This is a genomic window from Georgenia sp. SYP-B2076, from assembly GCF_003991205.1.
In the GTDB taxonomy this organism is placed as follows: domain Bacteria; phylum Actinomycetota; class Actinomycetes; order Actinomycetales; family Actinomycetaceae; genus Georgenia.
The window spans coordinates 296,794-322,889 of record NZ_RXOZ01000031.1 but is presented as its reverse complement, the minus strand read 5'-3'; the positions used below and the strand labels follow the sequence as shown (position 1 = coordinate 322,889).

The window sequence follows — 26,096 nt, the reverse complement described above, 5'->3', positions numbered from 1 at the left end:
ACCACGACCGACCCGGCCGCCGGGTCTGCCGGCAGCCACACGGTCGCCTGGGCGGACGGGGCGTGGACCGAGAACGCGGTCACGTACGCCAACCGCCCGACGGTGACCTCGAGCGTGCTGGGGACGCTGGCCGGGGGGAGCGCGGCGAACACCCAGTACCAGGTCGCGCTCGACCCGGCGGTCGTGGCCGGTCGGCTGGGCGGGGCCGGGACGATGGCCCTGAGCAGCACGAGCACGGACACCCTGTGGCTGTGGGCCAAGGAGTTCACCGCGGCCACCTACCGGCCCCAGCTCACCCTCGTCTTCGAGCCGACGCCGTGACGGGGCGTCGCGCCCGGGCAGGGGGTCGCGGGTGAGGAGAACCGGCAGGTAGCACCACCGGCGGGGCACGGCGCACCCAGCGCCGTGCCCCGGCGGCGTTGCGCCGCCGTGCCGACCCGCACATCCCTCCCCGGCCCGCAACGAACCCGCATCCGTCCTTGCCGTGCAGGTCATCGGGCAAGAGACTCAGTACCTGGGCCTCCGAAACTCGGCGGGCTCGACCGAGCACCGCTTGGAGGCGCGCCGGCGTCCGGGCCGTCGAGGCCACCTACGAGAGGACACTGCATGTCGCGATTCCGTGACGCTGTACGCCAGCTCTCCTCCCGCCAGAAGAGCTCGAAGGGCGTGTCCTACTACTCGAGGTGGATCAACCGGCCAGGAGGGCGCGTACTGGCGGCGGCCGCCTCCCTGACCCCCATGACACCCAACCAGGTGAGCATCGTCAGTGGTGCCGTGTCCGCCGTTGGTATTGCGCTGATCGCCCTCGTGCCCCCGGCCCCCTGGTTGGGCGTCGTCGTCTGGCTGGTGCTGGCCCTCGGGTTCATGCTCGACTCGGCCGACGGCCAGCTGGCCCGCCTCACCGGTCGAGGAGGGGCGGCAGGAGAGTGGCTGGACCACGTGCTCGATGCGGCCAAGATGGTCGGGATCCACGCCGCCGTTCTCATCTCCTGGTACCGCTACGCCAACCTGCCTGACGAGCGGATGCTGCTCGTCCCCCTGCTGTTTATGCTCGTGGTGGTCGTCCTCTTCGTCGGCGGAACCCTGACCGAGCTGCTCCTGCGGGGCAGCCGTCCCGTCGCCGACGGGAAGTCTCCCTCCGCGCTCCGGTCCATGATTCTGCTCGTCGCGGACTACGGCGTCTTCTGCTTCACCTTTCTCTTTCTCGGAATGCCCGGGGCGTTCGCGACGATTTATGCCGCATTCGCGGCGGCGAATCTGTTCCTGGCCTGTCTGCTGCTCGGCAAGTGGTTCACCGAGCTGTCGTCGCTGCCGCGGCGGGCCGCGTCCGCCGGGACAGGCGGGGTGGGCGGCACCGCCGGCTGACGCACGACGAACGCGCTGATCGGGCGCTTACCGACACGTGTGGCGAACTTGCCGTCTCGAATGGTGAGAAATTCCTGGGAGACTTTGCCGCCAACCGCGTCGCGACGGGCCACCTCAGGGTCGGCGTGGCGCCCGCCGCTCCCGCCGTGTTATGCGATCGTGACCTGCGCAGATGTCGACGACGACGTCTCGCGTGCGTGGCTGCCTCGAGAGAGCACCTCCAGGCAGGGGCGCTCTCTCCCTCGGGGACGAGTTACGGAGGCACGGATATCGGTCCTCTTCTGCCGATACGGTCGGCGGCAAAACCCTAGAGGAGGACGCTCATGCAGCCCCGGCAACAGCGACGACGCGTACACCAGCACCGACGGCTCGGGCTTCGGGCGTCACTCATCGCTCTGTCCGCCTTCGCCATGCTTGCTGCGGGCCTGACCACGGCGACGCTCCCGGCTGACGCGGCGACCACGTCGAAGATTGCCGTCGCGCCGGCGCAGATGACCTTCACGGATTCGTATGCCAGGAACGCTCCGCAGGACGGTCATATCTACACTATCGCGACGAGCTCTCGGTACAACACATTCCTGAAGTTCAATGTGCCCGCACTGGCGGCGAACCAGAAGATCGTCGGTGCGACGCTGGAGATCGATGCCTGGGCCAGCTCAGCGACGAAGGCAGGTCTGGAGATCTACCCATCCTCGTCCGGCTGGGACGCGAGGACCCTGACCTACAACAACAAGCCGACGGCGGGCGCGAGGGTGAACACCCCGGCGCTCCTGGTCAAGGGCGTGCGCACGGACGTGCCGCTCAGCAGCGTCTCCTCCGTCGTCCCAGGGCAAGCCGTGTCGTTCCAGCTCAGCTACAAGCAGCCGAGCCCGGACATCAAGATTCTCAAGAGCGGTGACCGGGCTCCGAAGCTTCGGCTGGAGGTCGCCGAGGTGGCTGCCCCCGCTCCTCCTGCGACGCCTCCGCCGGCGGCGGCGCCGCCCGTGCCTCCTTCGGGTGACCTGGGTGGTGGGCCGTTGGCGGTGGATGTGGCGGGTGTGGGGCAGGGGAAGAAGGTGTTCGCGCATTATTTCCCGCCGTATCCGATCTCGTTCAACAACCAGGCGCCGGCGAGTGATTACTACACGGTGAACTATCTCGCGCCTGATGGGGAGGGTGGTAAGCATCGGGCGTATGGCGGGTTGCTGCGGGATCGGCCGATCGCGCGTCAGCCGTTGGCGGGGGACTGGGCGCAGGCGGACATGCGTGCCGAGGTGAAGCAGGCGGCGGATGCGGGCATCGATGGGTTCTTCGTCGATGTGCTGAGCCTGTCCGGGGGGAACTGGGACCGCACCATCGAGGTGATGGAGGCGGCGCAGGCCTCGGGTCGGGGGTTTGTCGTGGCGCCCCAGCTGGATACGACGGCCAGTGCTGGTCAGGCGCCCGTGGCGGAGGTCGCGGCGAAGATGGCGCAGCTGGCCAGGATGCCGGCCGCGTACCGGTTGGGCTCGGGGGAGTTCGTCCTGTCGGCGTTCAAGGCGGAGGGCCGCCCGGCGTCGTGGTGGTCGAGCCTGATGGGTGTGCTGCAGAACCAGTACGGGATCAAGACGGTGTTCATGCCGGTCTTCCTGGATGCCTCGCGGATGACGGAGTACGCGGGGATCAGCTATGCGATGGGCAACTGGGGGGTGCGTAACCCGGGCAACACCCTGGCCGGCCCGAACTATGCCGCGCAGGCGCACGCGCTGGGGTCGCGGTGGATCGCGCCGGTCTCGGTGCAGGACGAGCGTCCGAACCAGGGCGTCTACTGGGAGGCGGGGAACCTGGGGAACCTGCGGGCGTCGTGGTCGCGGGCGATCGGCGACGGTGCGGACTTTGCCCTGCTGACCACGTGGAACGACTACAGCGAGAACACGTCGTTCGCGCCCTCGGCGTCGCACGGCTACGCGTTCTTGGACGTGAACGCGTACTACCTCACGCAGTTCAAGACCGGGGCGGTCCCACGGGTCGTGCGGGACGCGGTCTACGTGACCCACCGCACGCAGCCGGTGACGGCGCAGCCGACCCTCCCGCACCGGCTGATGGCGCTGCAGCACGGGGATCGTGACCCGGCCCGCGACACGGTCGAGGTCCAGACGTTCTTCACCGCCCCGGCCGCGGTCACGGTCACGGTCGGGTCGGCGACCCACACCTACACCGCGCCGGCCGGCGTGGGGGTGAAGTCCTTCCCGCTGCAGACAGGGAACGTCGGGGCCTCGGCCGTGCGCAACGGCCGGTCCATCGGGGTGGCGGCCTCGCCCTACCCGGTCACCACCCGGCCCGACAACCAGGACCTGCAGTACTACGCCGTCAGCAGCCGCCGCTAACACCCCGGGGGCGACCAGCGCGCTCCCGCGGGTCGGACCGGCGCAGGCGGGTGGTAGGCGGATGACGCGGACGCCCGGCTGGATTCGTCCGGCCGGGCGTCTTGCGTCGGCGCCCGTCGAGCTCGGCGGGCGCCGACCTGTCAACAGCAGATCCGAATATGCCGCTGCGCGAGCACCGTGATCTTCTTCCACATTCCGCCCTCTCGCGGATTGCCTACGTGAGACGATCCAGCATGGCCTCACGGTTGACCGCCGGTCATGCCAGGCGGCTGATCCACCTTGTCCTCGTCGTGCTCCTGGCCCTCGGCGCAGGAGCGCTGTGGTACTTCATCGTCGGCAGCCAGGGGAGCGAGGCCGCACCGAGAGGCGAGAAGGTCGCCGTCTTCCTCGGCGACTCCTACACCCAAGGGGTAGGGGCGGGCTCCCCCGAGGCGCGGTGGGCGTCCGTCGTCGCCGCCACGGAGGGCTGGCGCGAGGTCAACCTCGGCCGCGGCGGAACCGGCTACCTTGCCACCGCGGGCGCCGAAGGATGCGGCCAGCCGTACTGTCCCAACTACCTGCAGACGCTTCCCGATGTGCTCTCGGCCGCACCCGATGTCGTCGTCGTCGCCGGGGGACAGAACGATCTTGCTGCTTTCGGCAGCGAGCCCGCCGTCGTTGTCGCGCAGATCGATGCCACCTTCCGGGCGCTGCGTACGGCGTTGCCGTGGGTGACCATCATCGCGGTGGGCCCGTCGTCGCCCGGGGAGGCCGGCGAGAGCACGCGTGCGCTCGACGCCGAGGTCAGGCGGGGCGCGGAAGCTGCCGACGCGGTCTATGTCAGCCTGCTCGATCCGCCGGCGATCACCAAGGACATGGTCCTGCCCGACGGCGCGCACGTCGGTGACGCCGGCCATGCGGCGATCGCTGGGCGCGTGCTCGATGCGCTGGACTAAGGACGACGACGGAGGGCTGAAGCCGGTCAGCGCCGGGCCGGGCACGCGGGGCTCACGCGCCCGTCGGCTCGGTCTCGTCCTGCTCATGCTGATCGTCGTGGTCGGTACATCGATCGCCATCGTGAGGCCGCTAGTGCTGACAAGTCCGCGTGATGGGTCGTTGGCCGTTGATGCGACGCCTCCGCCGGCGGCGGCGCCGCCCGTGCCTCCTTCGGGTGACCTGGGTGGTGGGCCGTTGGCGGTGGATGTGGCGGGTGTGGGGCAGGGGAAGAAGGTGTTCGCGCATTATTTCCCGCCGTATCCGATCTCGTTCAACAACCAGGCGCCGGCGAGTGATTACTACACGGTGAACTATCTCGCGCCTGATGGGGAGGGTGGTAAGCATCGGGCGTATGGCGGGTTGCTGCGGGATCGGCCGATCGCGCGTCAGCCGTTGGCGGGGGACTGGGCGCAGGCGGACATGCGTGCCGAGGTGAAGCAGGCGGCGGATGCGGGCATCGATGGGTTCTTCGTCGTTGTGCTGAGCCTGTCCGGGGGGAACTGGGACCGCACCATCGAGGTGATGGAGGCGGCGCAGGCCTCGGGTCGGGGGTTTGTCGTGGCGCCCCAGCTGGATACGACGGCCAGTGCTGGTCAGGCGCCCGTGGCGGAGGTCGCGGCGAAGATGGCGCAGCTGGCCAGGATGCCGGCCGCGTACCGGTTGGGCTCGGGGGAGTTCGTCCTGTCGGCGTTCAAGGCGGAGGGCCGCCCGGCGTCGTGGTGGTCGAGCCTGATGGGTGTGCTGCAGAACCAGTACGGGATCAAGACGGTGTTCATGCCGGTCTTCCTGGATGCCTCGCGGATGACGGAGTACGCGGGGATCAGCTATGCGATGGGCAACTGGGGGGTGCGTAACCCGGGCAACACCCTGGCCGGCCCGAACTATGCCGCGCAGGCGCACGCGCTGGGGTCGCGGTGGATCGCGCCGGTCTCGGTGCAGGACGAGCGTCCGAACCAGGGCGTCTACTGGGAGGCGGGGAACCTGGGGAACCTGCGGGCGTCGTGGTCGCGGGCGATCGGCGACGGTGCGGACTTTGCCCTGCTGACCACGTGGAACGACTACAGCGAGAACACGTCGTTCGCGCCCTCGGCGTCGCACGGCTACGCGTTCTTGGACGTGAACGCGTACTACCTCACGCAGTTCAAGACCGGGGCGGTCCCACGGGTCGTGCGGGACGCGGTCTACGTGACCCACCGCACGCAGCCGGTGACGGCGCAGCCGACCCTCCCGCACCGGCTGATGGCGCTGCAGCACGGGGATCGTGACCCGGCCCGCGACACGGTCGAGGTCCAGACGTTCTTCACCGCCCCGGCCGCGGTCACGGTCACGGTCGGGTCGGCGACCCACACCTACACCGCGCCGGCCGGCGTGGGGGTGAAGTCCTTCCCGCTGCAGACAGGGAACGTCGGGGCCTCGGCCGTGCGCAACGGCCGGTCCATCGGGGTGGCGGCCTCGCCCTACCCGGTCACCACCCGGCCCGACAACCAGGACCTGCAGTACTACGCCGTCAGCAGCCGCCGCTAACACCCCGGGGGCCAGGGAGGGCCGGCCTGCACCAGGTTGCCGGTTTCTCGCCCGCGTCCCCGGCCCTGGTCGGCACGCCGGCGCGCCCGTGGTCGGGCCGCCCGACGTACCATCCAGGGGCGGCGCCGGGGCCATGGAGACGTGCCCGCGTGGGTGGCTCGTCGGCACAGGGTTGACGGGCGATCGGGTTCCCCGAGGACACGTGAGGCACTGCCACGACGAGAGACAAGGGCTTCGGATGAGCATGGGCGGCGGCCACATGGGCGGCATGGGCGGGGGGTTCGGGCGCACGCTGCGTCAGGACTCCTCGGTCAAGGACCATCGACTGACGCCGGGGACCACCCGGCGGGTGATGGGCTACGCCTCGCCCTACCGGTTCCAGATTGCCTGGTTCCTGCTCCTCGTCGTGCTCGGCGCCCTCCTGGTGGTGGCCACGCCGTTGCTGCTGCAGCGCCTCATCGACGACGGCGTGGGCGCCGGAGACCGCCGGCTCGTCGTGATCCTCGCGGGCCTGGTGGCGGCGGTCGCCGTCGGCGAGGCCGTCCTGGCCCTCGTGCAGCGGTGGTTCTCCACCCGGATCGGCGAGGGGCTCATCTACGACCTGCGCACCGACGTCTTCACGCACGTGCAGCGGCAGTCGGTGGCGTTCTTCACCCGCAGCCAGACCGGCTCGCTGGTCACCCGGCTCAACTCCGACGTCATCGGTGCCCAGCGTGCGTTCACCTCGACCCTCTCCGGCGTGGTCTCCAACGTCATCTCGGTCGTCGTCGTCCTCGGGACCATGGTGGCGCTGTCCTGGCAGATCACCGTCGTCGCGCTGCTCGTGGTGCCGGCGCTGCTGCTGCCCGCCCGCCGGGTGGGGCGTCGCCTCGCCGGGCTGAACCGTCGCGGCATGGAGCTCAACGCCGAGCTCGGCAACCGCATGACCGAGCGGTTCAACGTGGCCGGCGCCCTGCTGGTCAAGCTCTTCGGCACGCCGGAGCGCGAGCAGGCCGAGTTCTCGGCCAAGGCGGCGGACGTGCGCGACGTCGGGATACAGACCGCCATGAGCAGCCGCGTCTTCTTCGCGGCGCTGGGCGCGATGGCGTCGCTGGCGACCGCCCTCGTCTACGGCGTGGGCGGCTGGCTGGCGATCGACGGCGCGGTCACGGTCGGCACGCTCGTCGCGTTCGCCGGGCTGCTGGGGCGCTTGTACGGCCCGGTCACCGCCCTGAGCAACGTTCAGGTCGACGTCATGAGCGCGCTCGTCAGCTTCGAGCGGGTCTTCGAGGTCCTCGATCTCGAGCCCCTCATCATCGACGCGCCGGACGCCGTCGACCTGCCGGATGGCCCGCTCTCCGTCGAGCTCGACGACGTCCACTTCGCCTACCCCGGCGCGTCCCAGGTCTCGCTGCCCTCCCTCGAAGGACTGCCCGCCGGGTCGGCGGCGGATGCGGCGCTGACGCGGCAGCGCACGGGGCGCGCCGGCGACCTCGACGAGGAGGTCCTCAAGGGCATCTCCCTGCGCGTCGAGCCCGGCACGATGCTCGCGCTCGTCGGCCCGTCCGGTGCGGGAAAGACCACCCTGTCCACGATGATCGCGCGCCTGTACGACCCGACGTCCGGCGTCGTGCGGGTGGGCGGGATGGATGTGCGCACCGTGCGCCAGTCGAGCCTGCACCGGGCGGTCGGCGTGGTCACGCAGGACGCGCACCTGTTCCACGACACCGTGCGCGCCAACCTGGACTATGCCCGGCCGGGTGCCACCGAGGCGGAGCTGTTCGGCGCGCTGCGCGCGGCCCACGTCGAGCAGCTCGTCCGGCGGCTGCCGCAAGGGCTGGACACCGTCGTGGGCGACCGCGGCCATCGGCTCTCGGGCGGTGAGAAGCAGCGAGTGGCCATCGCGCGGCTCCTGCTCCGCGCGCCGCGCGTCGTCGTGCTGGACGAGGCGACGGCGCACCTGGACTCCGAGTCCGAGGCGGCCGTGCAGCTTGCCCTGGACACCGCCATGGTGGGGCGCACGTCCATCGTCATCGCGCACCGGCTGTCGACGGTGCGCAAGGCCAGCTCCATCGCCGTGATCGACGCGGGCCGGGTGGTGGAGCGCGGCACGCACGCGGAGCTCCTCGCCGCCGGCGGCCTCTATGCCGAGCTCTACGAGACCCAGTTCTCCCACCAGGACGCCTGACGGGGACCGTCTAAGCGCGTCCCTGCCGGCGACCGGCGGCGACCGGCGGCGACCGGCGGCGACCGGCGGCGACCGGCGGGGACGGCAGTCGTGACCCGAGCGGCAATCCCCGCGCCCGCGCACCACGTACAAGGAGCGTCAGGCGCGACGCCCTCGTCGTTCGGCGCTTCCGGGCCTCTCGCCGTGGTCATCCTCGTGACGGCACGACCGGCCGCTTCCGCGGCAGAGAAGGAGCCCTTCATGCTGGACCTGGTCACCGGCCTACCGGTGCACGCGCTCGTCGTGCACGCCGTGGTCGTCCTCCTCCCGCTCGCCGTCGCGGGCACGATCGTGGTGGTGCTCGTGCCCGCCTGGCGCCGCGCGTACGCGCCCCTCGTGGCGCTGGTGGCCACGGTCGCCACCGCACTCGTCCCCGTCGCCACCGAGAGCGGACTCGCCCTCATGCGCCGTGTCGGGCCGCCCCTCGCGGCGCACCAGGCCGAGGGGCAGCGGCTCGTCTATTTCGCGGTGCCGCTGACGGTCCTGCTGTGGGCCCTCGTGGTCGCCGACGTCGGCAGGCGTCGCGCCGCCCGGGCGGCCGCCCCGGCGACGACGGAGGACGGGGGAGACGCCGACGCCGGCGCGGCCGCGCGGGGTGCGCAGGTCCGGACCCGCCTCGCGCCGCGCACCGAGCCGGCGACGGCGCCCGGCCGGCGCCTCGCGACCGTCGTCGCCGTCCTGGCCCTGGTCGCGGCGCTGGCCACGGGGCTCCAGGTCTTCCGGGTGGGCGAGAGCGGTGCTCGCTCCGTGTGGGGCGGCGTCGGCCAGGGGGACTCCGCGCCGCGCACGTCCGTCCCCGCCCCCTCCGGCGGATGACCGGGCGCCGCTTATCGCTGCCGACGCCGCGGCCGTAGACTCGTGCCAGACCCCGCCTCCACCCGGATGCGGGGCTCGCGTGCTGCCCGCCCAGGGCCCGGTCCGCCGGCACGCCCGGCCGGCCCGGGCGGCGACGACGGCGCAGCGCGCCCTCACCGCCGTTCCCCGCGAAGGACCCATGAAGCTCACCGGACTGCTCCCGCTGCTGCGCACCGACCCCGGCGTCGGCTCCGCCACCGAGATGGCGCACGAACCGGTCCTGCCGCCCGAGGTCACCGTCAACGCCCCCCTCGGTGTCCGCACCCCGCTGATCGCCGAGCTCGCCGGCGGGGAGAAGGGCCGCCCGGTCGTCCTCGTGACGGCCACCGGCCGTGAGGCCGACGAGGCCGCCACCGCCCTGCGCAACTACCTCGCCGACGACGAGGTCGCCGTCTTCCCCGCGTGGGAGACGCTGCCCCACGAGCGCCTCTCCCCGCGCTCGGACACGGTCGCCCGCCGCCTCGCCGTCCTGCGGCGCCTCGCGCACCCCGTCGCCGGCGGTGGCCAGTCCGGGCCGCTGACGGTCCTGGTCATGCCGGTGCGGGCGCTGCTGCAGCCGGTGGTGCGGGGGCTGGGCGAGCTCGAGCCCGTCTCCCTCGAGGTGGGGGAGGACGTCGACCTCGAGGAGGTCGCCGCGCGCCTGGCCGCGGCCGCCTACACGCGGGTCGACATGGTCGAGCGGCGCGGCGAGTTCGCCGTCCGCGGCGGCATCCTCGACGTGTTCCCGCCCACCGAGAACCACCCGATGCGCATCGAGTTCTGGGGCGACACGGTCGAGGAGATCCGGTGGTTCGCCGTCGCGGACCAGCGCTCCCTCGAGCTCGCCGAGCACGGCCTGTGGGCGCCGCCGTGCCGCGAGCTCCTGCTCACCGAGCCGATCCGCCGCCGCGCGCTCGCCCTCGTCGAGGATCTCCCCGGCGCCGCCGACATGCTGGAGAAGATGGGGCAGGGCATCGCCGTCGAGGGCATGGAGTCCCTCGCCCCCGCGCTGGTCGACGGCATGCAGCCCGTCCTCGACCTCGTCGCGGACCGCTCCCTCGTGGTCCTGTCCGACCCGGAGAAGATCCGCCGCCGCGCGCACGACCTCGTCTCGACCACCGAGGAGTTCCTCGCCGCCGCGTGGGCCACCGCCGCGCAGGGCGGCAAGACCCCCCTCGACCTGCGTGCCGCCTCCTTCGCCCAGCTCGCCGAGGCCCGGGCCGTGGCCCTGACCCGCGGCCTGGGCTGGTGGTCGCTGAGCTCCCTGCCCGCCGACGCCGCCCTCGCCGAGCTCATGGGCGACGACGGCGCCGCGGCCGCGCTCGCCGTCGCCGCCCGCGACGTCGAGCGCTACCAGGGCGACGTCGCCCGGGCGCTGACGGACCTCGCCGACCTGGTCCGCCAGGGCTGGCGGATCGTGCTCGCGACCGAGGGCCCCGGGCCCGGCCGCCGCATGGCCGAGCAGCTCGCCGCCGCGGACGTGCCCGCCCGGCTCGTCGAGGAGATCGCCGAGGAGCCGCCCGCCTCGGTGGTGCTGGTGACCACGGCGTCGTCGGGGCGCGGGTTCGTCGCCCCCGACCTCAAGCTGGCGCTGCTGTCCGAGGCGGACATCACCGGCCGCGCGGGCACCTCCACGCGGGACATGCGCCGCATGCCGTCCAAGCGGCGCAACGTCGTCGACCCCCTGGCCCTGCGCGCCGGGGACCACGTGGTCCACGAGCAGCACGGCGTCGGCCGCTTCGTCGAGCTGGTCCAGCGCACCATCGGCGCCGGGACGGACGCCACCACGCGCGAGTACCTCGTCATCGAGTACGCCAGCTCCAAGCGCGGGCAGCCCGGCGACCGGCTCTTCGTGCCCACCGACTCCCTGGACCAGGTCACCAAGTACACCGGCGGCGAGTCGCCCACCCTGAGCAAGATGGGCGGCTCGGACTGGGCCAAGACGAAGAACAGCGCCAAGAAGGCGGTCAAGAAGATCGCCGCCGAGCTCATCCGCCTCTACGCCGCGCGCATGTCCACCAAGGGGCACGCCTTCGGCCCGGACACGCCCTGGCAGCGCGAGCTCGAGGACGCCTTCCCCCACACCGAGACCCCCGACCAGGTCGTCACCATCGACGAGGTCAAGGCCGACATGGAGAAGGCCGTGCCGATGGACCGCCTCATCAGCGGCGACGTCGGCTACGGCAAGACGGAGATCGCGGTGCGGGCGGCGTTCAAGGCCGTCCAGGACGGCAAGCAGGTGGCCGTCCTCGTGCCCACCACGCTCCTCGTCCAGCAGCACCTCGACACCTTCTCCGAGCGGTACGCCGGCTTCCCGGTCACCGTCAAGGCGCTCTCGCGCTTCCAGACCGACGCCGAGGCGGCGGCCGTGCGCGACGGCGTCAGCAAGGGCACGGTCGACGTCGTCATCGGCACGCACCGCCTCCTCACCGGTGAGGTCCACTTCAAGGACCTCGGCCTCGCGATCGTCGACGAGGAGCAGCGCTTCGGCGTCGAGCACAAGGAGACGCTCAAGCAGATGCGCACGAACGTGGACGTGCTGGCCATGTCCGCGACGCCCATCCCGCGCACCCTGGAGATGGCGATCACCGGCATCCGGGAGATGTCGACGCTCGCCACCCCGCCGGAGGAGCGCCACCCCGTGCTCACGTTCGTGGGCGCCTACGAGGAGAAGCAGGTCGCCGCCGCCGTCCGCCGCGAGCTGCTGCGCGAGGGCCAGGTCTTCTACGTGCACAACCGGGTCTCCTCGATCAACAAGGCCGCGCAGCGCCTGGCCGAGCTCGTGCCCGAGGCCCGGATCGCCGTCGCGCACGGGAAGATGGGCGAGCACCAGCTCGAGCAGGTCATCCAGGACTTCTGGAACAAGGACTTCGACGTCCTCGTGTGCACCACGATCATCGAGACTGGCCTGGACATCTCCAACGCCAACACCCTGATCGTCGAGCGCGCGGACGCCTTCGGCCTGTCCCAGCTCCACCAGCTCCGCGGCCGGGTGGGCCGCGGCCGCGAGCGCGCCTACGCCTACTTCTTCTACCCCCCGGAGAAGCCCCTGACGGAGACGGCGCACGACCGTCTCGCGACCATCGCCGCGCACACCGACCTCGGCGCCGGCATCCAGGTGGCCATGAAGGACCTCGAGATCCGCGGCGCCGGCAACCTCCTGGGCGGCGAGCAGTCCGGCCACATCGCCGGCGTGGGCTTCGACCTCTACGTGCGGATGGTCTCCGACGCCGTGGCCGAGTTCCGCGGCGAGAAGGAGCAGGAGAAGGCCGACGTCAAGATCGAGCTGCCGATCGACGCGCACGTCCCGCACGACTACATCGCCCACGAGCGCCTGCGCCTCGAGGCGTACGCCAAGATCGCCGCCGTCAGCGACGACGCCTCCATCCAGGCGGTGCGCGAGGAGCTCGTCGACCGCTACGGCCCGATCCCCGACCCGGTGGACCGGCTCTTCGCCGTCGCCGCGCTGCGCGAGCGGGCCCGCGCCGTGGGGCTGACCGACGTGACCGCGCAGGGCAAGTTCGTCCGCCTCGCGCCGGTCGAGCTGGCCGAGTCCGCGCAGCTCCGGCTCAAGCGGCTCTACCCCGGCACCGTGCTCAAGCCGGCGGTGCGCACCATCCTCGTGCCCTTCCCGATGACGGCCCGCCTGGGCGGCAAGCCGCTGCGCGACGTCGCCCTGCTGGACTGGGTGAGCGAGCTCATCGGGTCCGTGATCGGCGACTCGGTCGCGGTCGCGGCGAAGGTGGGGACCGCTGCGCGGTAGTGGCCGCCGCTTCGGGCCGGGCGCACGGCGCCGGCGACGACCGTCGGGGCCCCGGTGTCGGGGACATGTCCGCGCTGCCCCTACGATGGGTGAGGTTCAGCACAGCAAGCCGGCAGCGCAGGCGCCGGGGAACTCGGAGGTTAACGGTGGCAGCTCAGCGCCGCACGCGGCTCACTCGTGCCCTCGTCGTGCTCGCCGCGGCGGGTGTCGCACTGTCCGGCTGCGCCGCGCAGCCGGGGACGGCCGCCGTCGTCAACGGCACGCGGATCACCGAGAACGAGCTGGACGACGCCACCCTGGAGTACGTCTCGCTCACCGGGCAGAAGACGGAGCCGGTCGCGGTGCTCAGCACGCTCATCGCGGCCGAGGTCCTCCCGAAGATCGCTGCCGACCATGGCGTCGTCTACTCCGACGAGCAGGTGATCGAGATGTACAAGCAGCAGGCAGGGCTGCTCGGCACGACGGCGCCGAAGAGCTACTCGCCGGCGTTCGTCGACCTCGGCCACTATCTGTTCGCGGCGCTCGACCTTCAGTCGAGCCCCGAGGGTCCCGCGGTCATGGAGGAGTTCACCAAGGCGATGGCGGACGCGGACATCGACGTCAACCCGCGTTACGGCCAGGCGGTCGACGGCTCGATCAAGCCGGTGGCGCACGACTGGATCGCGCCGACCGAGACCGCGGGGCAGGGCGCCGCGAAGCCGTAACGACGGCGTCGCGCCACGACGTGGCGCAATCTCGTCGTGGCGCGAGTTCGTCGCGCCACGAGGCCGCGCGGTGGCGCCGCGTCCGCGACGACGGCCCTTCCCGGAACCCGGCGCTTCCCCGGGCGCCGGGCGCCGCGCCTCCCGGCGCCGGAGACGCGGCCGACAACCGGGTGAGGCTGCTCACATCCGGCCGCCTAGGGCCCGGCCGTGGGAGTGAGGTCCCTCGCTGACGCACAGGCCCCGTACTACCGTGGGGCGGGTATTGCGTCAGACCCACTCACCGAATGAAGGAGTACCTGTGGCCAGCATCGAGGCCGTTGGAGCCCGCGAGATCCTTGACTCGCGCGGCAACCCCACTGTCGAGGTCGAGGTTGCGCTCGAGGACGGCACCGTCGCCCGGGCGGCCGTGCCCTCCGGCGCCTCCACCGGCGCGTTCGAGGCCGTGGAGCGCCGTGACGGTGACAAGTCCCGCTACATGGGCAAGGGCGTGCAGAACGCCGTCGACGCCGTCATCGACATCATCGCCCCCGAGATCCTCGGCATCGATGGCACCGAGCAGCGCATCATCGACCAGACGCTGATCGACCTCGACGGCACCGCCAACAAGGGCAAGCTGGGCGCCAACGCGATCCTCGGTGTGTCCCTCGCCGTCGCCAAGGCCGCCGCCGAGAGCGCCGGCCTCCCGCTGTTCCGGTACGTGGGTGGCCCCAACGCCTACCTGCTGCCCGTGCCGATGATGAACATCCTCAACGGCGGCTCGCACGCCGACTCCAACGTCGACATCCAGGAGTTCATGGTCGCCCCCGTCGGCGCCCCGACCTTCAAGGAGGCGCTGCGCTGGGGCGCGGAGACCTACCACTCCCTCAAGTCCGTGCTGAAGGCCCGCGGCCTGGCCACCGGCCTCGGCGACGAGGGCGGCTTCGCCCCGAACCTCGAGTCCAACCGCGCCGCCCTGGACCTGATCCTCGAGGCCATCGAGAAGGCCGGCTTCAAGCCGGGCGAGGACATCGGCCTGGCGCTGGACGTGGCCGCCACCGAGTTCTTCTCCGACGGCGCCTACCAGTTCGAGGGCAAGGCCACCTCGCCCGCCGAGCTGATCGCCTACTACGAGAAGCTCGTGGCCGACTACCCCCTCGTCTCCATCGAGGACCCCCTGAGCGAGGATGAGTGGGACAGCTGGGCCCAGCTGGTCTCCGAGGTCGGCGACCGCGTGCAGGTCGTCGGCGACGACCTGTTCGTGACGAACCCCGAGCGCCTGGCGAAGGGCATCGAGCTCAAGGCCGCGAACTCCCTGCTGGTCAAGCTCAACCAGATCGGCTCCCTCACCGAGACCCTCGACGCCGTGACGCTCGCGCAGCGCAACGGCTTCACCGCGATGGTCTCGCACCGTTCCGGCGAGACCGAGGACACCACCATCGCGGACCTGTCCGTGGCGGTGAACGCCGGCCAGATCAAGACCGGTGCGCCGGCCCGCGGCGAGCGCATCAACAAGTACAACCAGCTCCTGCGCATCGAGGAGGAGCTCGACGAGGCCGCGGTCTACGCCGGCCGCAGCGCCTTCCCGCGCGTGGGCACGCAGGCCTGACGCCGGTCCCCGCCGGGTTCGCGCCCGGCGGGGAGGCGCCCGCCGGGTTCGCGCCCGGCGTGAACGCGCCGTCGGCCGGAGCCGCGGTGCGTGAGACGTCATCCTGTGGCGGCTTCCCGGGTACATCCGACAGGCGTTGCCCTGCCGGATCTACCCCGGGAACGTCGTCGCCGGGACGACTCACGCACCGCGGCTCCCGGCGTTCGTGGGCGCCATGGGAGACGATGGTCGCCATGACCAGCCGGCGGCCGAGCGCACCCCGCACGGGGCGCCCCGATGAGCCGCCCCGCGCCACGCGCAGGCCGGCTGCGGGCCCGACCGGCAGGCCCGCCCGCACGGCGCGACCGGCCGGCGCGCACGACGATGCAAGCGCCAAGGGCTCCAAGGGCGCTCAGGGGAGCCGGTCCACCTCGGGCAAGGGCTCCAAGGACGCCGAGGGGAGCCGGTCCACCTCGGGCACCAAGGGCTCTGGAGGCCCAGGCGGCGGCCCACGCACCAGGGCGGGGGGCGCCGGCGCTGGCGGTGGTCGTGCGGCCAAGCCCGGCGGCGCGGTGCGCCCGTCCTCGTCTGGGCGCGCGACCTCTGCACCGCGCTCCGCGGGGGCGGGACGCCCCGGCACGACGGCGGCACGGGCCTCCTCGACGCGGTCGTCCTCGACGCGGTCGTCCACGCCGCGCGGCGCCGGTCGCGCCCGGCGGGCCGTGACCTTCGGCGAGGGTGGCGCCGCACCGAGCCCCACGATCAGCCTGCGCGCGCTGGGGCTGTTCTTGGTCGCCCTGGTGGCCTTCGCCGTGCTAGCCCCCACGTTGCGGTTCGCCGTCAACCAGCAGGAGCAGCTCCGCTCGCTCAACGCCCGCGTGAGCGACGCGCGTGAGCGCAACGGCGACCTCGAGCGCCAGCTCGCCCTGTGGCAGGACCCCCAGTACGTCCAGGCGCAGGCCCGGGACCGCCTCGGCTTCGTCATGCCGGGGGAGGTGCCCTACGTCGTCGTCGACCCGGAGACCATCACCGGCGGCGAGAGCGAGGCGCAGATCGAGGCGGCGGAGCGCGCCGCGGACCGGGCGGCGGCGACCCCGTGGTACCTCCACGTGTGGGGCTCGGTCCAGGTCGCCGGGACGTCGGCGACCGGCGACGAGGACCCCTCCGGCCTCACCGTCAGCCCGGACGACCCGCCCGCCCCGTAGCCGTCACTGTCAGTAGATGACCGCTCACGGCTGTTGGGGGGCCTCGGCGGTGAGCGGTCATCTACTGACAGCCGCCGGCCCGCAGGCACCGATAGGTGGCGGCCGCCGCCGATGACCTATCGTGCCGGGGACAAGTCTTGCGGCGGACGTTTCGTCGCCGCGCCCGGATGACGACCCCTCACCACCGGGAGGGACGAAGGAGAACCGTGGACACGAGCGTGACGGAACGCGACCTCGAGGTGCTCGCCGAGCAGCTCGGCCGGGTGCCGCGCGGCGTCGTCGCGATCGCCGCCCGGTGCATCTGCGGCCGGCCGCTCGTGGTGCGCACGGCGCCCCGGCTCGACGACGGCACCCCGTTCCCGACGTCGTACTACCTGACCTGCCCGCCGGCCGTGAAGGCCGCGAGCACCCTCGAGGCCGAGCACGTCATGGACGGCATGAACGAGCGGCTGGCCGCCGACCCCGACGTGGCCGCCGCCTACCGCCGCGCGCACGAGGACTACCTGGCGCGCCGGGCCGAGCTTGGCGAGGTGCCCGAGATCGCTGGCATCTCGGCCGGCGGGATGCCCACCCGCGTGAAGTGCCTGCACGCCCTGCTGGGACACACGCTCGCGGTGGGGGAGGGCGTCAACCCCTTCGGGGACGAGACCCTGCGCCTGCTCGAGGGGATCTGGAGCCCGCACCGCTGCTCCTGCTGACCGGCCGGAGCCGCGTCGCACGGAGGGCGGCTGTCACGCCTGCGGGTCGGTGACGTCGGCCACCTGCGCCCCCAGCGCGGCGGTGAGCGCGTCGGCCTGCACGGTCGCGGCCACGCCGTGCGCCCCCGCGCCGATGGAGACCGTCCCCGCCAGCGTGGCGTCCGCGAGCACCGGCCACGCAGTGGTCGCCCCGAAGGGCGTGATCGTGCCGCGCTCGTAGCCGGTGACGTCCTTGGCGACGGCGGCGTCCGGCATGGAGATCCGGTTGACGCCCAGCAGGGCGCGCAGCTTCGGCCAGGAGATCGTGCGATCACCGGGGACGAGGACGAAGAGGTAGTCGTCGTCGCCGCGCCGCACGACGAGGGTCTTGATGATCGCCGACGGGGCCACGCCCCGGGCCGCGGCCGCCTCCGCCAGGGAGGAGACCCGGCCGTCACGCGTGAGCGTGAACTCGATCCCGGACTGCTCCAGCGCCGCCACGGCACGCTCCTCGCTCATGACCCCACCATAGGGCGCCGCGCGCGCCGGCCACGGCCCGGTCGCGCCGCCGGGATGGGGACGGGCCCGGCGCGACGTCGGTGGCGCGTGGGAAGGTTGGTCCCGTGACTCGCGTAGCTGCCATCGACTGTGGGACCAACTCCATCCGCCTGCTCATCGCGGACGTCGACGCCGCCGGCCCCGGCCAGCGACTGACGGACGTGCTGCGCCGCATGGAGGTGGTCCGGCTGGGGCAGGGCGTGGACCGCACGGGGCGCCTCGACCCCGTGGCGCTCGACCGCACGCTCGCGGCCGCGCGGGGGTATGCCGCGCTCTGCCGCGAGCACGACGTCGAACGCGTGCGCTTCGTGGCCACCTCGGCCACCCGCGACGCGGAGAACCGGCAGGACTTCGTCGACGGGGTGGTCGCCGCGCTCGGCGCCCTGCCCGAGGTCGTCTCCGGCGAGGAGGAGGCCGCGCTCAGCTTCCGGGGGGCGGCCAGCGTGATCGACCCCTTCGCGCACCCGGGCCCGTACCTGGTCGTCGACATCGGCGGCGGCTCGACCGAGCTGGTGCTCGGACAGGGGCAGCCCCACTCGGCGTACTCGATGGACGTGGGTTGCGTCAGGCTGACGGAGCGGCACCTCCACGACGACCCGCCGACCCCGGCGCAGGAGGAGGCGGCCCGTGCGGACGTGGGCGCGATGCTCGACGCCGCGGCCGCCGTCGTCCCGCTGGGCCGCACCCGCACGCTGATCGGGCTCGCGGGCTCGGTCACCACCGTCACCGCCCACGCCCTCGGGCTCGCCGCCTACGACGCCGCCGCGATCGACGGGGCGGCACTCGGCACGCCCGCGGTGCTGGGCTCGTGCCGTGCGCTCCTGCACGCCAGCCACGCCGAGCGGGCCGCGATGGGGTTCATGCATCCCGGCCGCGTGGACGTCATCGGCGCGGGCGCCCTCGTGTGGTCCGAGGTCGTCACCCGCGTGCAGGCCGAGATGGCCGCCGCAGGCGGGGCGCTGACCACGGTGGTGACCAGCGAGCACGACATCCTCGACGGGATCGCGCTGTCGATCGGGGGCTGACACCAGGCGGGACGGCCGCCCGGGCCGGTGGCCGCCCGGACCGGCGTCCGCCCCGGATCAGCGGCCGGGCAGGGTCCGCGCGCGCAGGCGGGCGCGGACCCGCAGGGCGGCGGCGCCCAGGACGGCGGCGATGAGGGAACCGACGATCACGCCCACGCGGGCGTGCGCCGACTCGGTGGTGCCGGCGTCGAAGGACAGGCTGGCGATGAGCAGGGAGACGGTGAAGCCGATCCCCGCCACAATGGCGACGGGGAACAGGTCCGCCAGGGACATGCCGTCGCCCAGGCGCAGCCTCGTGAGCCGGAGCAGGATCGCGACGCCGCCCCAGATGCCCAGGAGCTTGCCGAGCGGCAGGCCGAGGTAGACGCCGATCGCGACCGGGTCGGCGAGCATCCCGCCCAGGCCGCCCGAGTCGACGACGGAGACGCCCGCGGCGAAGAAGGCGAAGACGGGCAGCACGAGGCCGCTGGACCAGGGGGAGAGCCGGTCACCGAAGCGGTGGGTCAGGGCCTGCGCCTCGCCCCGCCGCGTCAGCGCCGGAACCGTCATACCCATGAGCACGCCGGCGATCGTGGCGTGGACCCCGGAGGAGTGCATGAGCCCCCACGCCACGACGGCGACCGGCACGAGCAGCCACCAGCTGGTCCGCCGTCGCTGCACGAGGAAGCCGAACAGCGCGACCATGGCGAAGGAGGCGAGCAGGAACAGGACGTGGATCTGCTCGGTGTAGAAGATCGCGATGACGGTGATGCCGAGGAGGTCGTCGGTCACGGCGAGGGTGAGCAGGAAGGTGCGCACGGCCGGGGGGAACCCGCGCCCGAAGATCCCCAGGACCGCGACGGCGAAGGCGATGTCCGTGGCGACGGGGATGGCCCAGCCGCCGTACGTGCCGGAGCCGGAGAGCACCTGGACGAGGGTGTTGACCAGGGCCGGGCCCATCATGCCGAAGATGGCGGCGAGGATCGGGACGAGCGCCCGCCTGAGGTCGCGCAGGGAGCCGGTGACGAACTCGGTCTTCAGCTCGAGGCCGACGACGAAGAAGAAGATGGCGAGGAGGCCGTCGGAGGCCCAGGAGCTGATGGGCAGGTCGAGGTGGAGCGCCTCCGGGCCGACGAGGTAGCCGGAGAGGGCCTCGTAGGTCCCGCGCCAGGGCGAGTTCGCCCAGATCAGCGCGAGGGCGGCGGCGGCCAGCAGCACCATGCCCGCGAACGTCTCGTTCTGGAGCCTGCGCGCGTAGGCGCCCAGGAGGCCGCCTCGCTCACGCTGCCCGCGTTCGGCGGTCCGTGCGTTCTCGGTCATGGGGCGTGCACTCCCTGCAACGGTGAAGGAACCCGGCGCCCGCCGCCCGGAGGGGCGGGGCGGGATAGATACAGCCCAGGATAGGGGGCCCGAAGTGGGCGCCCTCGCGTTGCCAACGGTTGCCTCCCGAAATCCTCCAATTTCCTGGGTCCGTGCCGGGCGCCCCGCGGCGTGCGGCAAGATGGACACGCCCGCCCCCATAGCCCAATTGGCAGAGGCAGCCGGCTTAAACCCGGCCGAGTACGGGTTCGAGTCCCGTTGGGGGCACGTCCTCGGCCGGGCATGGTCGCCGACTTGGTGCCTGGCGCGGCCCCGGCCGGGTGCCACCCGCGCCGGCGGCACCCCCGTAACGCCCCCCATCACCCCGCAAGACCTCGTCAAACTGGTTCCTCGGCGGGAGGTGCGTCGCTACGTTGCGGGGATGGTTCCTTCGATCCGGGAATTGCGGGCCGTGCGCCTCGTTCTCGCGCTGCTCCTGATCGGTTTCGCGGGGCAGATGGCGATCACGGAGATCTGGCGAGAGCCCTACCCGGGCCTCTTCCAGCCCGCCTTCGGCGGCACGGGCCCCGTGGTCGGCACGGTGGACTCGGACGAGCCCACGGTCACGGTGACCTACGCCGACGGGACCGCCGCGACGTATACGCATCTCGAGGTGATGGCGCAGGCCAAGTCCTCGCCGACGAGGATCTTCTCGACCGCCTTCGGCCCGAAGAGCCCCCGGCGCGACCTCCCGGGCACGACCGCGTGGCTGGAGCGGCGCGTGGCCGATCTGGGCGGAGGGCGCGAGCCGGTCAGCGCCGTCATCGACTGGCGCACGGCGCACTACGACCTGAGCGGCGAAGCCCCGACGCGGTTCACCGAGGTCGACCGGACCGTCATCCCCTTCGGCGGCCAGCATGAGTAGCCGGCTGGACGCCTGGCTTCACGGCGGCGACTTCACCCTGACCTCCCTGGCGCGGTACCGGATCGTCTACGGCGTCATCGCGCTCCTGACCCTGCCCGACTTCTCCTGGGCCGCGATCTTCCCCGACTCGATGTTCATCCCGCCCCCCGGGCCCCTGATGCTGTTCTCCGGGTTCCCGCCGGAGGGGGTGCTGCGCGGGTTGGAGGCGGTGCTCGCGGCGTGCCTCGTCGCCATCCTCCTCGGCTGGCACACGCGGGCGGCGTCCTTCCTCGCCGTGCTCGTGCAGATGGTCGGCTTCGGCTTCACGTACTCCCTGGGCAAGATCGACCACGACATCCTGCTCGTCCTGCTGCCGGCGGCGATGGCGCTCGCCGGATGGGGGGACCGGATGTCGCTCGACGCGGTGCGGCGGCGCTCGCGCGGCGCCGCGGAGCCCCCCGAACGGGCGCGGCAGTGGCCGCTGCGGCTCTACGCGCTCATGATCGGGCTGGCCTTCCTCACGGCCGCGCTGCCGAAGATCCGGGGCGGCTGGCTCGACCCGACGACACAGGCGGTGCAGGGGCACCAGGTGCGCCAGTACTACACCAACGGCAACGACCAGCTCCTGGCCCCGTTCTTCCTCCACTTCGACCACCCGGTCTTCTGGGAGCTCGTGGACATCGCCACCATCGTGCTCGAGGCGGGCATGATCCTGTTCGTCCTGTCGTGGGTGAGCACCCGCGCGGGCTTCGCCGTCGCAGCGACGTTCCACCTGGGTGTATGGCTCATGATGAACATCGCCTTCTTCATGAACGTGGTCACCTACGGCTTCGTGGTCGCGTGGGACCGGGTCCCGCTGCCTTGTGCGCTGCGGCGCTCCTTCACCCCCCCGCCCGCGCTCGTTCGACTGACGCCGGTGGTCGTGGTGGTGGGCGGGGTCTCGTGGTCCCTCCTGATCGAGGCGGTCGGCAACGCGGCCGGCGTCGTCTACCCCGTCGTGCTGGTCGCCGGCGGGCTGGTGGGTGCGGCCTACCTGGCACTGCTGGCGATCCGCGTGGTGAACGCGCGGCGCGGGGCCGGTGCCGCCCGGCCCGCGGCCCGGGCGCCGCTGCCGCGGCGCTGAGCGAGCGGAACCGCCGCGCCGGTGCCGCGCCGCTGAGCGAGCGGAACCGCCGCGCCGGTGCCGCGCCGCTGAGCGAGCGGCACGACCGTGTCTTTGTCTGCGCGGCAGGAAAGCGGCACGGCGCGGCGCGACGTTTTCGGAGCCGGACAGCGTAGAACGTGAACCGAATTCGGGTCCGGACCTTTGTCCTGACGTGGCCGGAATCACGAGGTATATTCCGCCCTGCACAGTGGTTGCTTGCCGCTATGGCTCCTAGCATGTAACCCATGGCTTCTTTCCTCCGATCCCTCGCCGTCACCACCTCCGTGGCCGCCCTCGCCGGCGCCGGCGCCTATGTCGCGAAGTCGGCGGCGGCCCGCTCGGAGGAGCCGGTCCGTCCGGTGCTCCACGGCGGCCGCACGCCGCGCATCCTCGTCGTCGGGGGTGGATACATCGGCCTCTACAGCGCCTCCGCGCTGCGCAAGGAGCTCGGCCGCGCCGACGCCGAGATCGCCGTCGTCGACCCGCGCCCGTACATGACGTACCAGCCCTTCCTCCCCGAGGCGGCGGCGGGCTCCATCGAGCCGCGCCACGTCGTCACCTCGCTGCGCCGCGAGCTGGAGGGCGCCACGGTCCTGACCGGCAACATCACCGAGATCCGGCACGCCGAGCGCAAGGCCGTCATCAAGCCGCTCACCGACGACGAGCCCTATGAGGTCACGTACGACCACCTCGTCATCGGCCTCGGCTCCGTCGCCCGCGCCCTGCCGATCCCGGGCCTGGCCGAGAACGCGATCGGCTTCAAGCACGTCGAGGAAGCCACCGCGCTGCGCAACAAGGTCCTCAACGAGATGGCCATGGCCGCCTCCACGTGGGACCTGGAGGAGCGCAAGCGCATGCTCACGTTCGTCTTCGTCGGCGGTGGGTTCGCCGGCATCGAGGCGCTCGGCGAGATCGAGGACATGGCGCGCGCGGCCACGAAGGAGTACGACTCCATCGAGCCCGGTGACCTGCGCTTCGTCGTCGTCGAGGGCGCCGGGAAGATCCTGCCGGAGCTCGGCGAGGAGCTCGGCGGCTACGCCCTCGAGCAGCTGCGTGACCGCGGCGTCGAGATTCACCTCAACACCTTCCTCAGCTCCTGCGTCGACGGGCACGTCGAGCTCTCCACCGGCGAGAAGTTCGACGCCAACACCATCGTGTGGACGGCCGGCGTCAAGGCGAACCCGGTGCTCGCCGACACCGACCTCCCGCTGGACCAGCGCGGCCGCGTGCGCACCAACGCGTTCCTGCAGGTCGCGGACGAGGACGGCAACGTCGTCGAGAACGCCTGGGCCGCCGGCGACTGCGCGGCCGTCCCGGACCTGACCTCCGCGACGCCCGACGCCACCTGCGCGCCGACCGCCCAGCACGCCGTGCGCCAGGGCAAGCAGCTCGGCAAGAACCTGGTGCACGTGCTGCGCGGCGAGGAGCCGGAGGAGTACCGCCACGAGAACATCGGCGTCGTCGCGTCCCTCGGCCTGTACAAGGGCGTCGCCCAGATCAAGGGCGTGAAGATGCGCGGCCCGATCGCGTGGTTCATGCACCGCACCTACCACGTGTGGGCCATGCCGTCCTTCGAGCGGCGCGTCCGCATCGTGTTCGACTGGACCGGTTCCCTGCTCTTCCGCCGCGAGCTGGTCTCCCTCGGGGCGCTGCAGAACCCCCGCGCCGAGTGGGAGGCCGTCACCGCTCCCGTGAAGCAGGCCGTCGGCAAGCCGGCCGCCGCGCAGCCCGCCGAGGCCAAGACGCCGCCCCTCGAGGGGGGCAAGCAGCCCGCGGGCAAGCAGTAGCCAGACTCCCCTGGACGGCGCCGGACCGGATGGTCCGGCGCCGTCGTGCGTCGAGGGCACGACGGCGGTGCGACCGGCGTCAGCCCGGGCGCACCAGTCCCGTCTCGTAGGCGAGCACGACGGCCTGCACGCGGTCGCGCAGCCCGAGCTTGCCCAGCACGTTGCCCACGTGCGTCTTCACGGTGGGCTCGGAGACGAACAGCCGGGTGGCGACCTCGGAGTTGGACAGCCCCTCCGCCATGAGCGTGAGGACCTCGAGCTCCCGGGCGGTCAGCCGCGCCAGCCGCGGGTTGCGCTCGGCGGGTGTCCCGGCGTGCGCGCCGCTGGGCAGGTGCGGCCCGAAGAGCTCGAGCATCCGGCGGGTGATGCGCGGGGAGACGACGGCGTCCCCGCGGGCGACGCTGCGGATGGCGTGGACGAGGTCCGCGGGCCGGGTGTCCTTGAGGAGGAAGCCGCTGGCGCCGGCGCGCAGCCCGGCGAAGGCGTACTCGTCGACGTCGAAGGTGGTCAGGATGAGGACCTTGCTCGCCGGGTGCTCCGCGACGATGCGCTCCGTGGCCTCCAGCCCGTTCATGCCCGGCATGCGCACGTCCATGAGCACGACGTCGGGGCGCTGGGCGGTGACCATCTGCACCGCCGCGGCGCCGTCGGCCGCCTCCCCGACCACCTCGATGCCCGGCTCCGCCTCGAGGACCATGCGGAACCCCATGCGCAGCAGGGACTGGTCGTCGGCCAGCAGCACCCGCACGGCCGCCGCGGCGCCGTCCGCCGTCCCCGCGGTGGTCCAGTTCGTCATCGTGTCTCCTCGTCCCAGCGCAGAAGGGCGCGCACCCGCCAGCCGGTGCGGGTGGGGCCCGCCTCGACCGTGCCCGCGTAGACGGCGGCGCGCTCCCGGATCCCGATCAGGCCCTTGCCGCTGCCCGCCACGGCCGTGCCGGCGGTGCCGGCGTCATTCTCCACCGCGATGACCACCCCGGTGGGGGTGCGGTCCAGGCTCACCTCGATGCGCGGGGAGAGCCGGGCGTAGCGCAGCACGTTGGTCAGGCACTCCTGCACGATGCGGTAGACCGCGAGCTGCAGCCCGGCCTCGGCGGGCAGCGGCGGGCCGGCCTCGCTCAGCCGCACGGGCAGGCCTGCCGTCCGGAACCGGTCGACCAGGTCGGCGACGTCGTGCGCGCCGGGGGCAGGGGTCAGCGGCGCCTCGTCGTCGGTGGGAGGGGCGCCGGGCACGGGCACGGCGGCCAGCTCGTCCTCCCGGAGGACGCCGACGAGGCGGCGCGTGTCGGTCAGGGCGGCCCGGCCCGTCTCCGCCAGCTGGTCCAGGGCCAGGCGCGCCCGCACGGGGTCACGGACCAGCACGGCCGCGGCGCCGTCGGCCAGGGTGACCATCACCGAGAGCGAGTGCGCGACGACGTCGTGCATCTCCCGGGCGATCCGGTTGCGCTCGGTGCTCACCGCGATCTGCTCGCGCTGGTCACGCTCGAGCGCGAGCTGGCGGGCGTGGGCCTCCAGCTCGCCCAGGCGCATCCGGCGCGAGCGGACGTTCAGCCCCACCAGGACCGCCACCAGCATGAGCGCCAGGCTGGCGACCAGCGTGGCCCACCACGACCACGGGTCGGAGAAGACCAGGATGCTCACCACGACGGCGGACGTGGCCAGGCCCCAGCACAGCCAGGTGACCAGCGGACGGCGGTAGGCGGCCACGGCGTACAGCAGCAGCGCCAGGGTCGCGGCGTCGGAGGACTGGAGCGGGATGACGCCGTCCAGCGCGCTGAGGTCCTCGATGAGGCCGTTCGGCGGGTAACCGTCCCGCGCGAGCCCGAACTGCGCCAGGCGGGTGAGCGGGGGAGCGAGCGCGACGACGGCCACCGCGACGACCGGCAGGTGCCGGCGTAGCAGCACGAGCACCGTGAAGAGGACGTCGAGGGCGACCTGGCTGGCCGCCTGCGGCCGGAGCCCCAGGAGGTGCGTCAGGAGGATGTCCGTGACCCAGAAGGCGGTGTACGCCGCGGCGATCGAGCCGTCGACCCACCACGGGTGATCGCGGACGAACCGCAGGACCGGCCCGAGGCGCAGCCCGATGGCCTCGCCCGCGTGCGGGGGCTGGGGGCCCGGCGCGCCGAGGCGCGCCGGGGCGCCGTCGCGGGCCTGCACGGGGACGCCGCCGCGCGCCGCAGGAGAGTCCTGCGACGCACGACGGCGGAGCTTCCGGGGCACGGTCACGTCCTACCAGGCCCG

Annotated in this window: 20 protein-coding genes and 1 tRNA gene; 17 read left to right on the top strand and 4 right to left on the bottom strand. The window is 72.6% G+C overall.

Annotation, left to right across the window (positions count from 1 at the left end; all coding sequences use genetic code 11):
• The 12 genes from EJK16_RS19635 to EJK16_RS12560 all read left to right on the top strand — a co-directional run.
• On the top strand, positions 1–321 hold a 321-nt coding region (locus EJK16_RS19635; RefSeq protein ID WP_370276033.1), incomplete at its 5' end, for a hypothetical protein.
• 285 nt (positions 322–606) lie between these two features.
• Entirely contained in the window at positions 607–1,365 is a 759-nt protein-coding gene (locus EJK16_RS12610) for a CDP-alcohol phosphatidyltransferase family protein (RefSeq protein WP_127129807.1), read from the top strand.
• A 323-nt stretch (positions 1,366–1,688) separates the two neighbouring features.
• The gene (locus EJK16_RS12605; RefSeq protein WP_127129805.1) at positions 1,689–3,710 is read left to right on the top strand and encodes an endo-1,3-alpha-glucanase family glycosylhydrolase; all 2,022 of its coding nucleotides are present in this window, start codon (positions 1,689–1,691) and stop codon (positions 3,708–3,710) included.
• A 158-nt stretch (positions 3,711–3,868) separates the two neighbouring features.
• Complete coding sequence (locus EJK16_RS12600; RefSeq protein WP_127129803.1) at positions 3,869–4,645, top strand: SGNH/GDSL hydrolase family protein; 777 nt, start codon at positions 3,869–3,871, stop codon at positions 4,643–4,645.
• A gap of 85 nt (positions 4,646–4,730) precedes the next feature.
• Entirely contained in the window at positions 4,731–6,209 is a 1,479-nt protein-coding gene (locus tag EJK16_RS12595) for a glycoside hydrolase family 71 protein (protein ID WP_127129801.1), read from the top strand.
• A gap of 238 nt (positions 6,210–6,447) precedes the next feature.
• Positions 6,448–8,376 (top strand): ABC transporter ATP-binding protein, encoded by a 1,929-nt coding sequence (locus EJK16_RS12590; RefSeq protein ID WP_240646008.1) that lies wholly within the window; start codon positions 6,448–6,450, stop codon positions 8,374–8,376.
• A 240-nt stretch (positions 8,377–8,616) separates the two neighbouring features.
• Positions 8,617–9,231, top strand: coding sequence for a DUF2231 domain-containing protein (locus EJK16_RS12585; protein WP_127129799.1), 615 nt, complete (start codon positions 8,617–8,619; stop codon positions 9,229–9,231).
• 178 nt (positions 9,232–9,409) lie between these two features.
• Positions 9,410–13,012 (top strand): transcription-repair coupling factor, encoded by a 3,603-nt coding sequence (gene mfd / locus EJK16_RS12580; protein WP_127129797.1) that lies wholly within the window; start codon positions 9,410–9,412, stop codon positions 13,010–13,012.
• Between the two features lie 146 nt (positions 13,013–13,158).
• On the top strand, positions 13,159–13,716 hold the full coding sequence (locus tag EJK16_RS12575) for a hypothetical protein (RefSeq protein ID WP_127129795.1): 558 nt from the start codon (positions 13,159–13,161) through the stop codon (positions 13,714–13,716).
• 298 nt (positions 13,717–14,014) lie between these two features.
• The gene (eno, locus tag EJK16_RS12570) at positions 14,015–15,301 is read left to right on the top strand and encodes a phosphopyruvate hydratase (protein ID WP_127129793.1); all 1,287 of its coding nucleotides are present in this window, start codon (positions 14,015–14,017) and stop codon (positions 15,299–15,301) included.
• A gap of 701 nt (positions 15,302–16,002) precedes the next feature.
• A complete protein-coding gene (locus EJK16_RS12565) occupies positions 16,003–16,485 on the top strand; it encodes a septum formation initiator family protein (protein WP_164737336.1) in 483 nt (160 codons plus the stop codon).
• Positions 16,486–16,652: 167 nt separating this feature from the next.
• The gene (locus tag EJK16_RS12560; RefSeq protein ID WP_127129789.1) at positions 16,653–17,183 is read left to right on the top strand and encodes a DUF501 domain-containing protein; all 531 of its coding nucleotides are present in this window, start codon (positions 16,653–16,655) and stop codon (positions 17,181–17,183) included.
• A gap of 33 nt (positions 17,184–17,216) precedes the next feature.
• Here EJK16_RS12560 and EJK16_RS12555 read toward each other — a convergent pair whose 3' ends face one another.
• Entirely contained in the window at positions 17,217–17,681 is a 465-nt protein-coding gene (locus tag EJK16_RS12555; protein WP_127129787.1) for an aminoacyl-tRNA deacylase, read from the bottom strand.
• A gap of 104 nt (positions 17,682–17,785) precedes the next feature.
• Between EJK16_RS12555 and EJK16_RS12550 the strand changes: the two genes are divergently transcribed.
• Positions 17,786–18,745 (top strand): Ppx/GppA phosphatase family protein, encoded by a 960-nt coding sequence (locus EJK16_RS12550; RefSeq protein WP_127129785.1) that lies wholly within the window; start codon positions 17,786–17,788, stop codon positions 18,743–18,745.
• 57 nt (positions 18,746–18,802) lie between these two features.
• Here EJK16_RS12550 and nhaA read toward each other — a convergent pair whose 3' ends face one another.
• Complete coding sequence (gene nhaA / locus EJK16_RS12545) at positions 18,803–20,044, bottom strand: Na+/H+ antiporter NhaA (protein WP_127129783.1); 1,242 nt, start codon at positions 20,042–20,044, stop codon at positions 18,803–18,805.
• 193 nt (positions 20,045–20,237) lie between these two features.
• Here nhaA and EJK16_RS12540 point away from each other — a divergent pair.
• The 4 genes from EJK16_RS12540 (at position 20,238) to EJK16_RS12525 (ending at position 23,858) form a co-directional block, all read left to right on the top strand.
• Positions 20,238–20,311, top strand: a tRNA-Leu gene (locus tag EJK16_RS12540).
• Positions 20,312–20,465: 154 nt separating this feature from the next.
• Positions 20,466–20,948 (top strand): hypothetical protein, encoded by a 483-nt coding sequence (locus EJK16_RS12535; RefSeq protein WP_127129781.1) that lies wholly within the window; start codon positions 20,466–20,468, stop codon positions 20,946–20,948.
• The gene (locus tag EJK16_RS12530; RefSeq protein ID WP_127129779.1) at positions 20,941–22,050 is read left to right on the top strand and encodes a hypothetical protein; all 1,110 of its coding nucleotides are present in this window, start codon (positions 20,941–20,943) and stop codon (positions 22,048–22,050) included. The genes EJK16_RS12535 and EJK16_RS12530 overlap by 8 nt, the downstream gene beginning before the upstream one ends.
• 266 nt (positions 22,051–22,316) lie before the next feature.
• On the top strand, positions 22,317–23,858 hold the full coding sequence (locus tag EJK16_RS12525) for an NAD(P)/FAD-dependent oxidoreductase (protein WP_127129777.1): 1,542 nt from the start codon (positions 22,317–22,319) through the stop codon (positions 23,856–23,858).
• A 79-nt stretch (positions 23,859–23,937) separates the two neighbouring features.
• Here EJK16_RS12525 and EJK16_RS12520 read toward each other — a convergent pair whose 3' ends face one another.
• Together EJK16_RS12520 and EJK16_RS12515 are read right to left on the bottom strand one after the other, a co-directional pair.
• Positions 23,938–24,654, bottom strand: coding sequence for a response regulator transcription factor (locus EJK16_RS12520; RefSeq protein ID WP_127129775.1), 717 nt, complete (start codon positions 24,652–24,654; stop codon positions 23,938–23,940).
• A complete protein-coding gene (locus tag EJK16_RS12515; RefSeq protein WP_127129773.1) occupies positions 24,651–26,075 on the bottom strand; it encodes a sensor histidine kinase in 1,425 nt (474 codons plus the stop codon). The genes EJK16_RS12520 and EJK16_RS12515 overlap by 4 nt, the downstream gene beginning before the upstream one ends.
• Positions 26,076–26,096 lie beyond the last annotated feature (21 nt).

What these genes read in the sequence shown, in the direction of transcription:
- EJK16_RS12535 (WP_127129781.1), top strand. Translation starts at nt 20,466, where the DNA reads ATGGTTCCTTCGATCCGGGAATTGCGGGCCGTGCGCCTCGTTCTCGCG.
- EJK16_RS12605 (WP_127129805.1), top strand. Translation starts at nt 1,689, where the DNA reads ATGCAGCCCCGGCAACAGCGACGACGCGTACACCAGCACCGACGGCTC.
- EJK16_RS12610 (WP_127129807.1), top strand. Translation starts at nt 607, where the DNA reads ATGTCGCGATTCCGTGACGCTGTACGCCAGCTCTCCTCCCGCCAGAAG.
- EJK16_RS12530 (WP_127129779.1), top strand. Translation starts at nt 20,941, where the DNA reads ATGAGTAGCCGGCTGGACGCCTGGCTTCACGGCGGCGACTTCACCCTG.
- EJK16_RS12560 (WP_127129789.1), top strand. Translation starts at nt 16,653, where the DNA reads ATGACGACCCCTCACCACCGGGAGGGACGAAGGAGAACCGTGGACACG.
- nhaA (WP_127129783.1), bottom strand. Translation starts at nt 20,044, where the DNA reads ATGACCGAGAACGCACGGACCGCCGAACGCGGGCAGCGTGAGCGAGGC.
- EJK16_RS12600 (WP_127129803.1), top strand. Translation starts at nt 3,869, where the DNA reads ATGCCGCTGCGCGAGCACCGTGATCTTCTTCCACATTCCGCCCTCTCG.
- EJK16_RS12595 (WP_127129801.1), top strand. Translation starts at nt 4,731, where the DNA reads ATGCTGATCGTCGTGGTCGGTACATCGATCGCCATCGTGAGGCCGCTA.
- mfd (WP_127129797.1), top strand. Translation starts at nt 9,410, where the DNA reads ATGAAGCTCACCGGACTGCTCCCGCTGCTGCGCACCGACCCCGGCGTC.
- EJK16_RS12525 (WP_127129777.1), top strand. Translation starts at nt 22,317, where the DNA reads ATGGCTTCTTTCCTCCGATCCCTCGCCGTCACCACCTCCGTGGCCGCC.
- EJK16_RS12585 (WP_127129799.1), top strand. Translation starts at nt 8,617, where the DNA reads ATGCTGGACCTGGTCACCGGCCTACCGGTGCACGCGCTCGTCGTGCAC.
- EJK16_RS12520 (WP_127129775.1), bottom strand. Translation starts at nt 24,654, where the DNA reads ATGACGAACTGGACCACCGCGGGGACGGCGGACGGCGCCGCGGCGGCC.
- EJK16_RS12555 (WP_127129787.1), bottom strand. Translation starts at nt 17,681, where the DNA reads ATGAGCGAGGAGCGTGCCGTGGCGGCGCTGGAGCAGTCCGGGATCGAG.
- EJK16_RS12590 (WP_240646008.1), top strand. Translation starts at nt 6,448, where the DNA reads ATGAGCATGGGCGGCGGCCACATGGGCGGCATGGGCGGGGGGTTCGGG.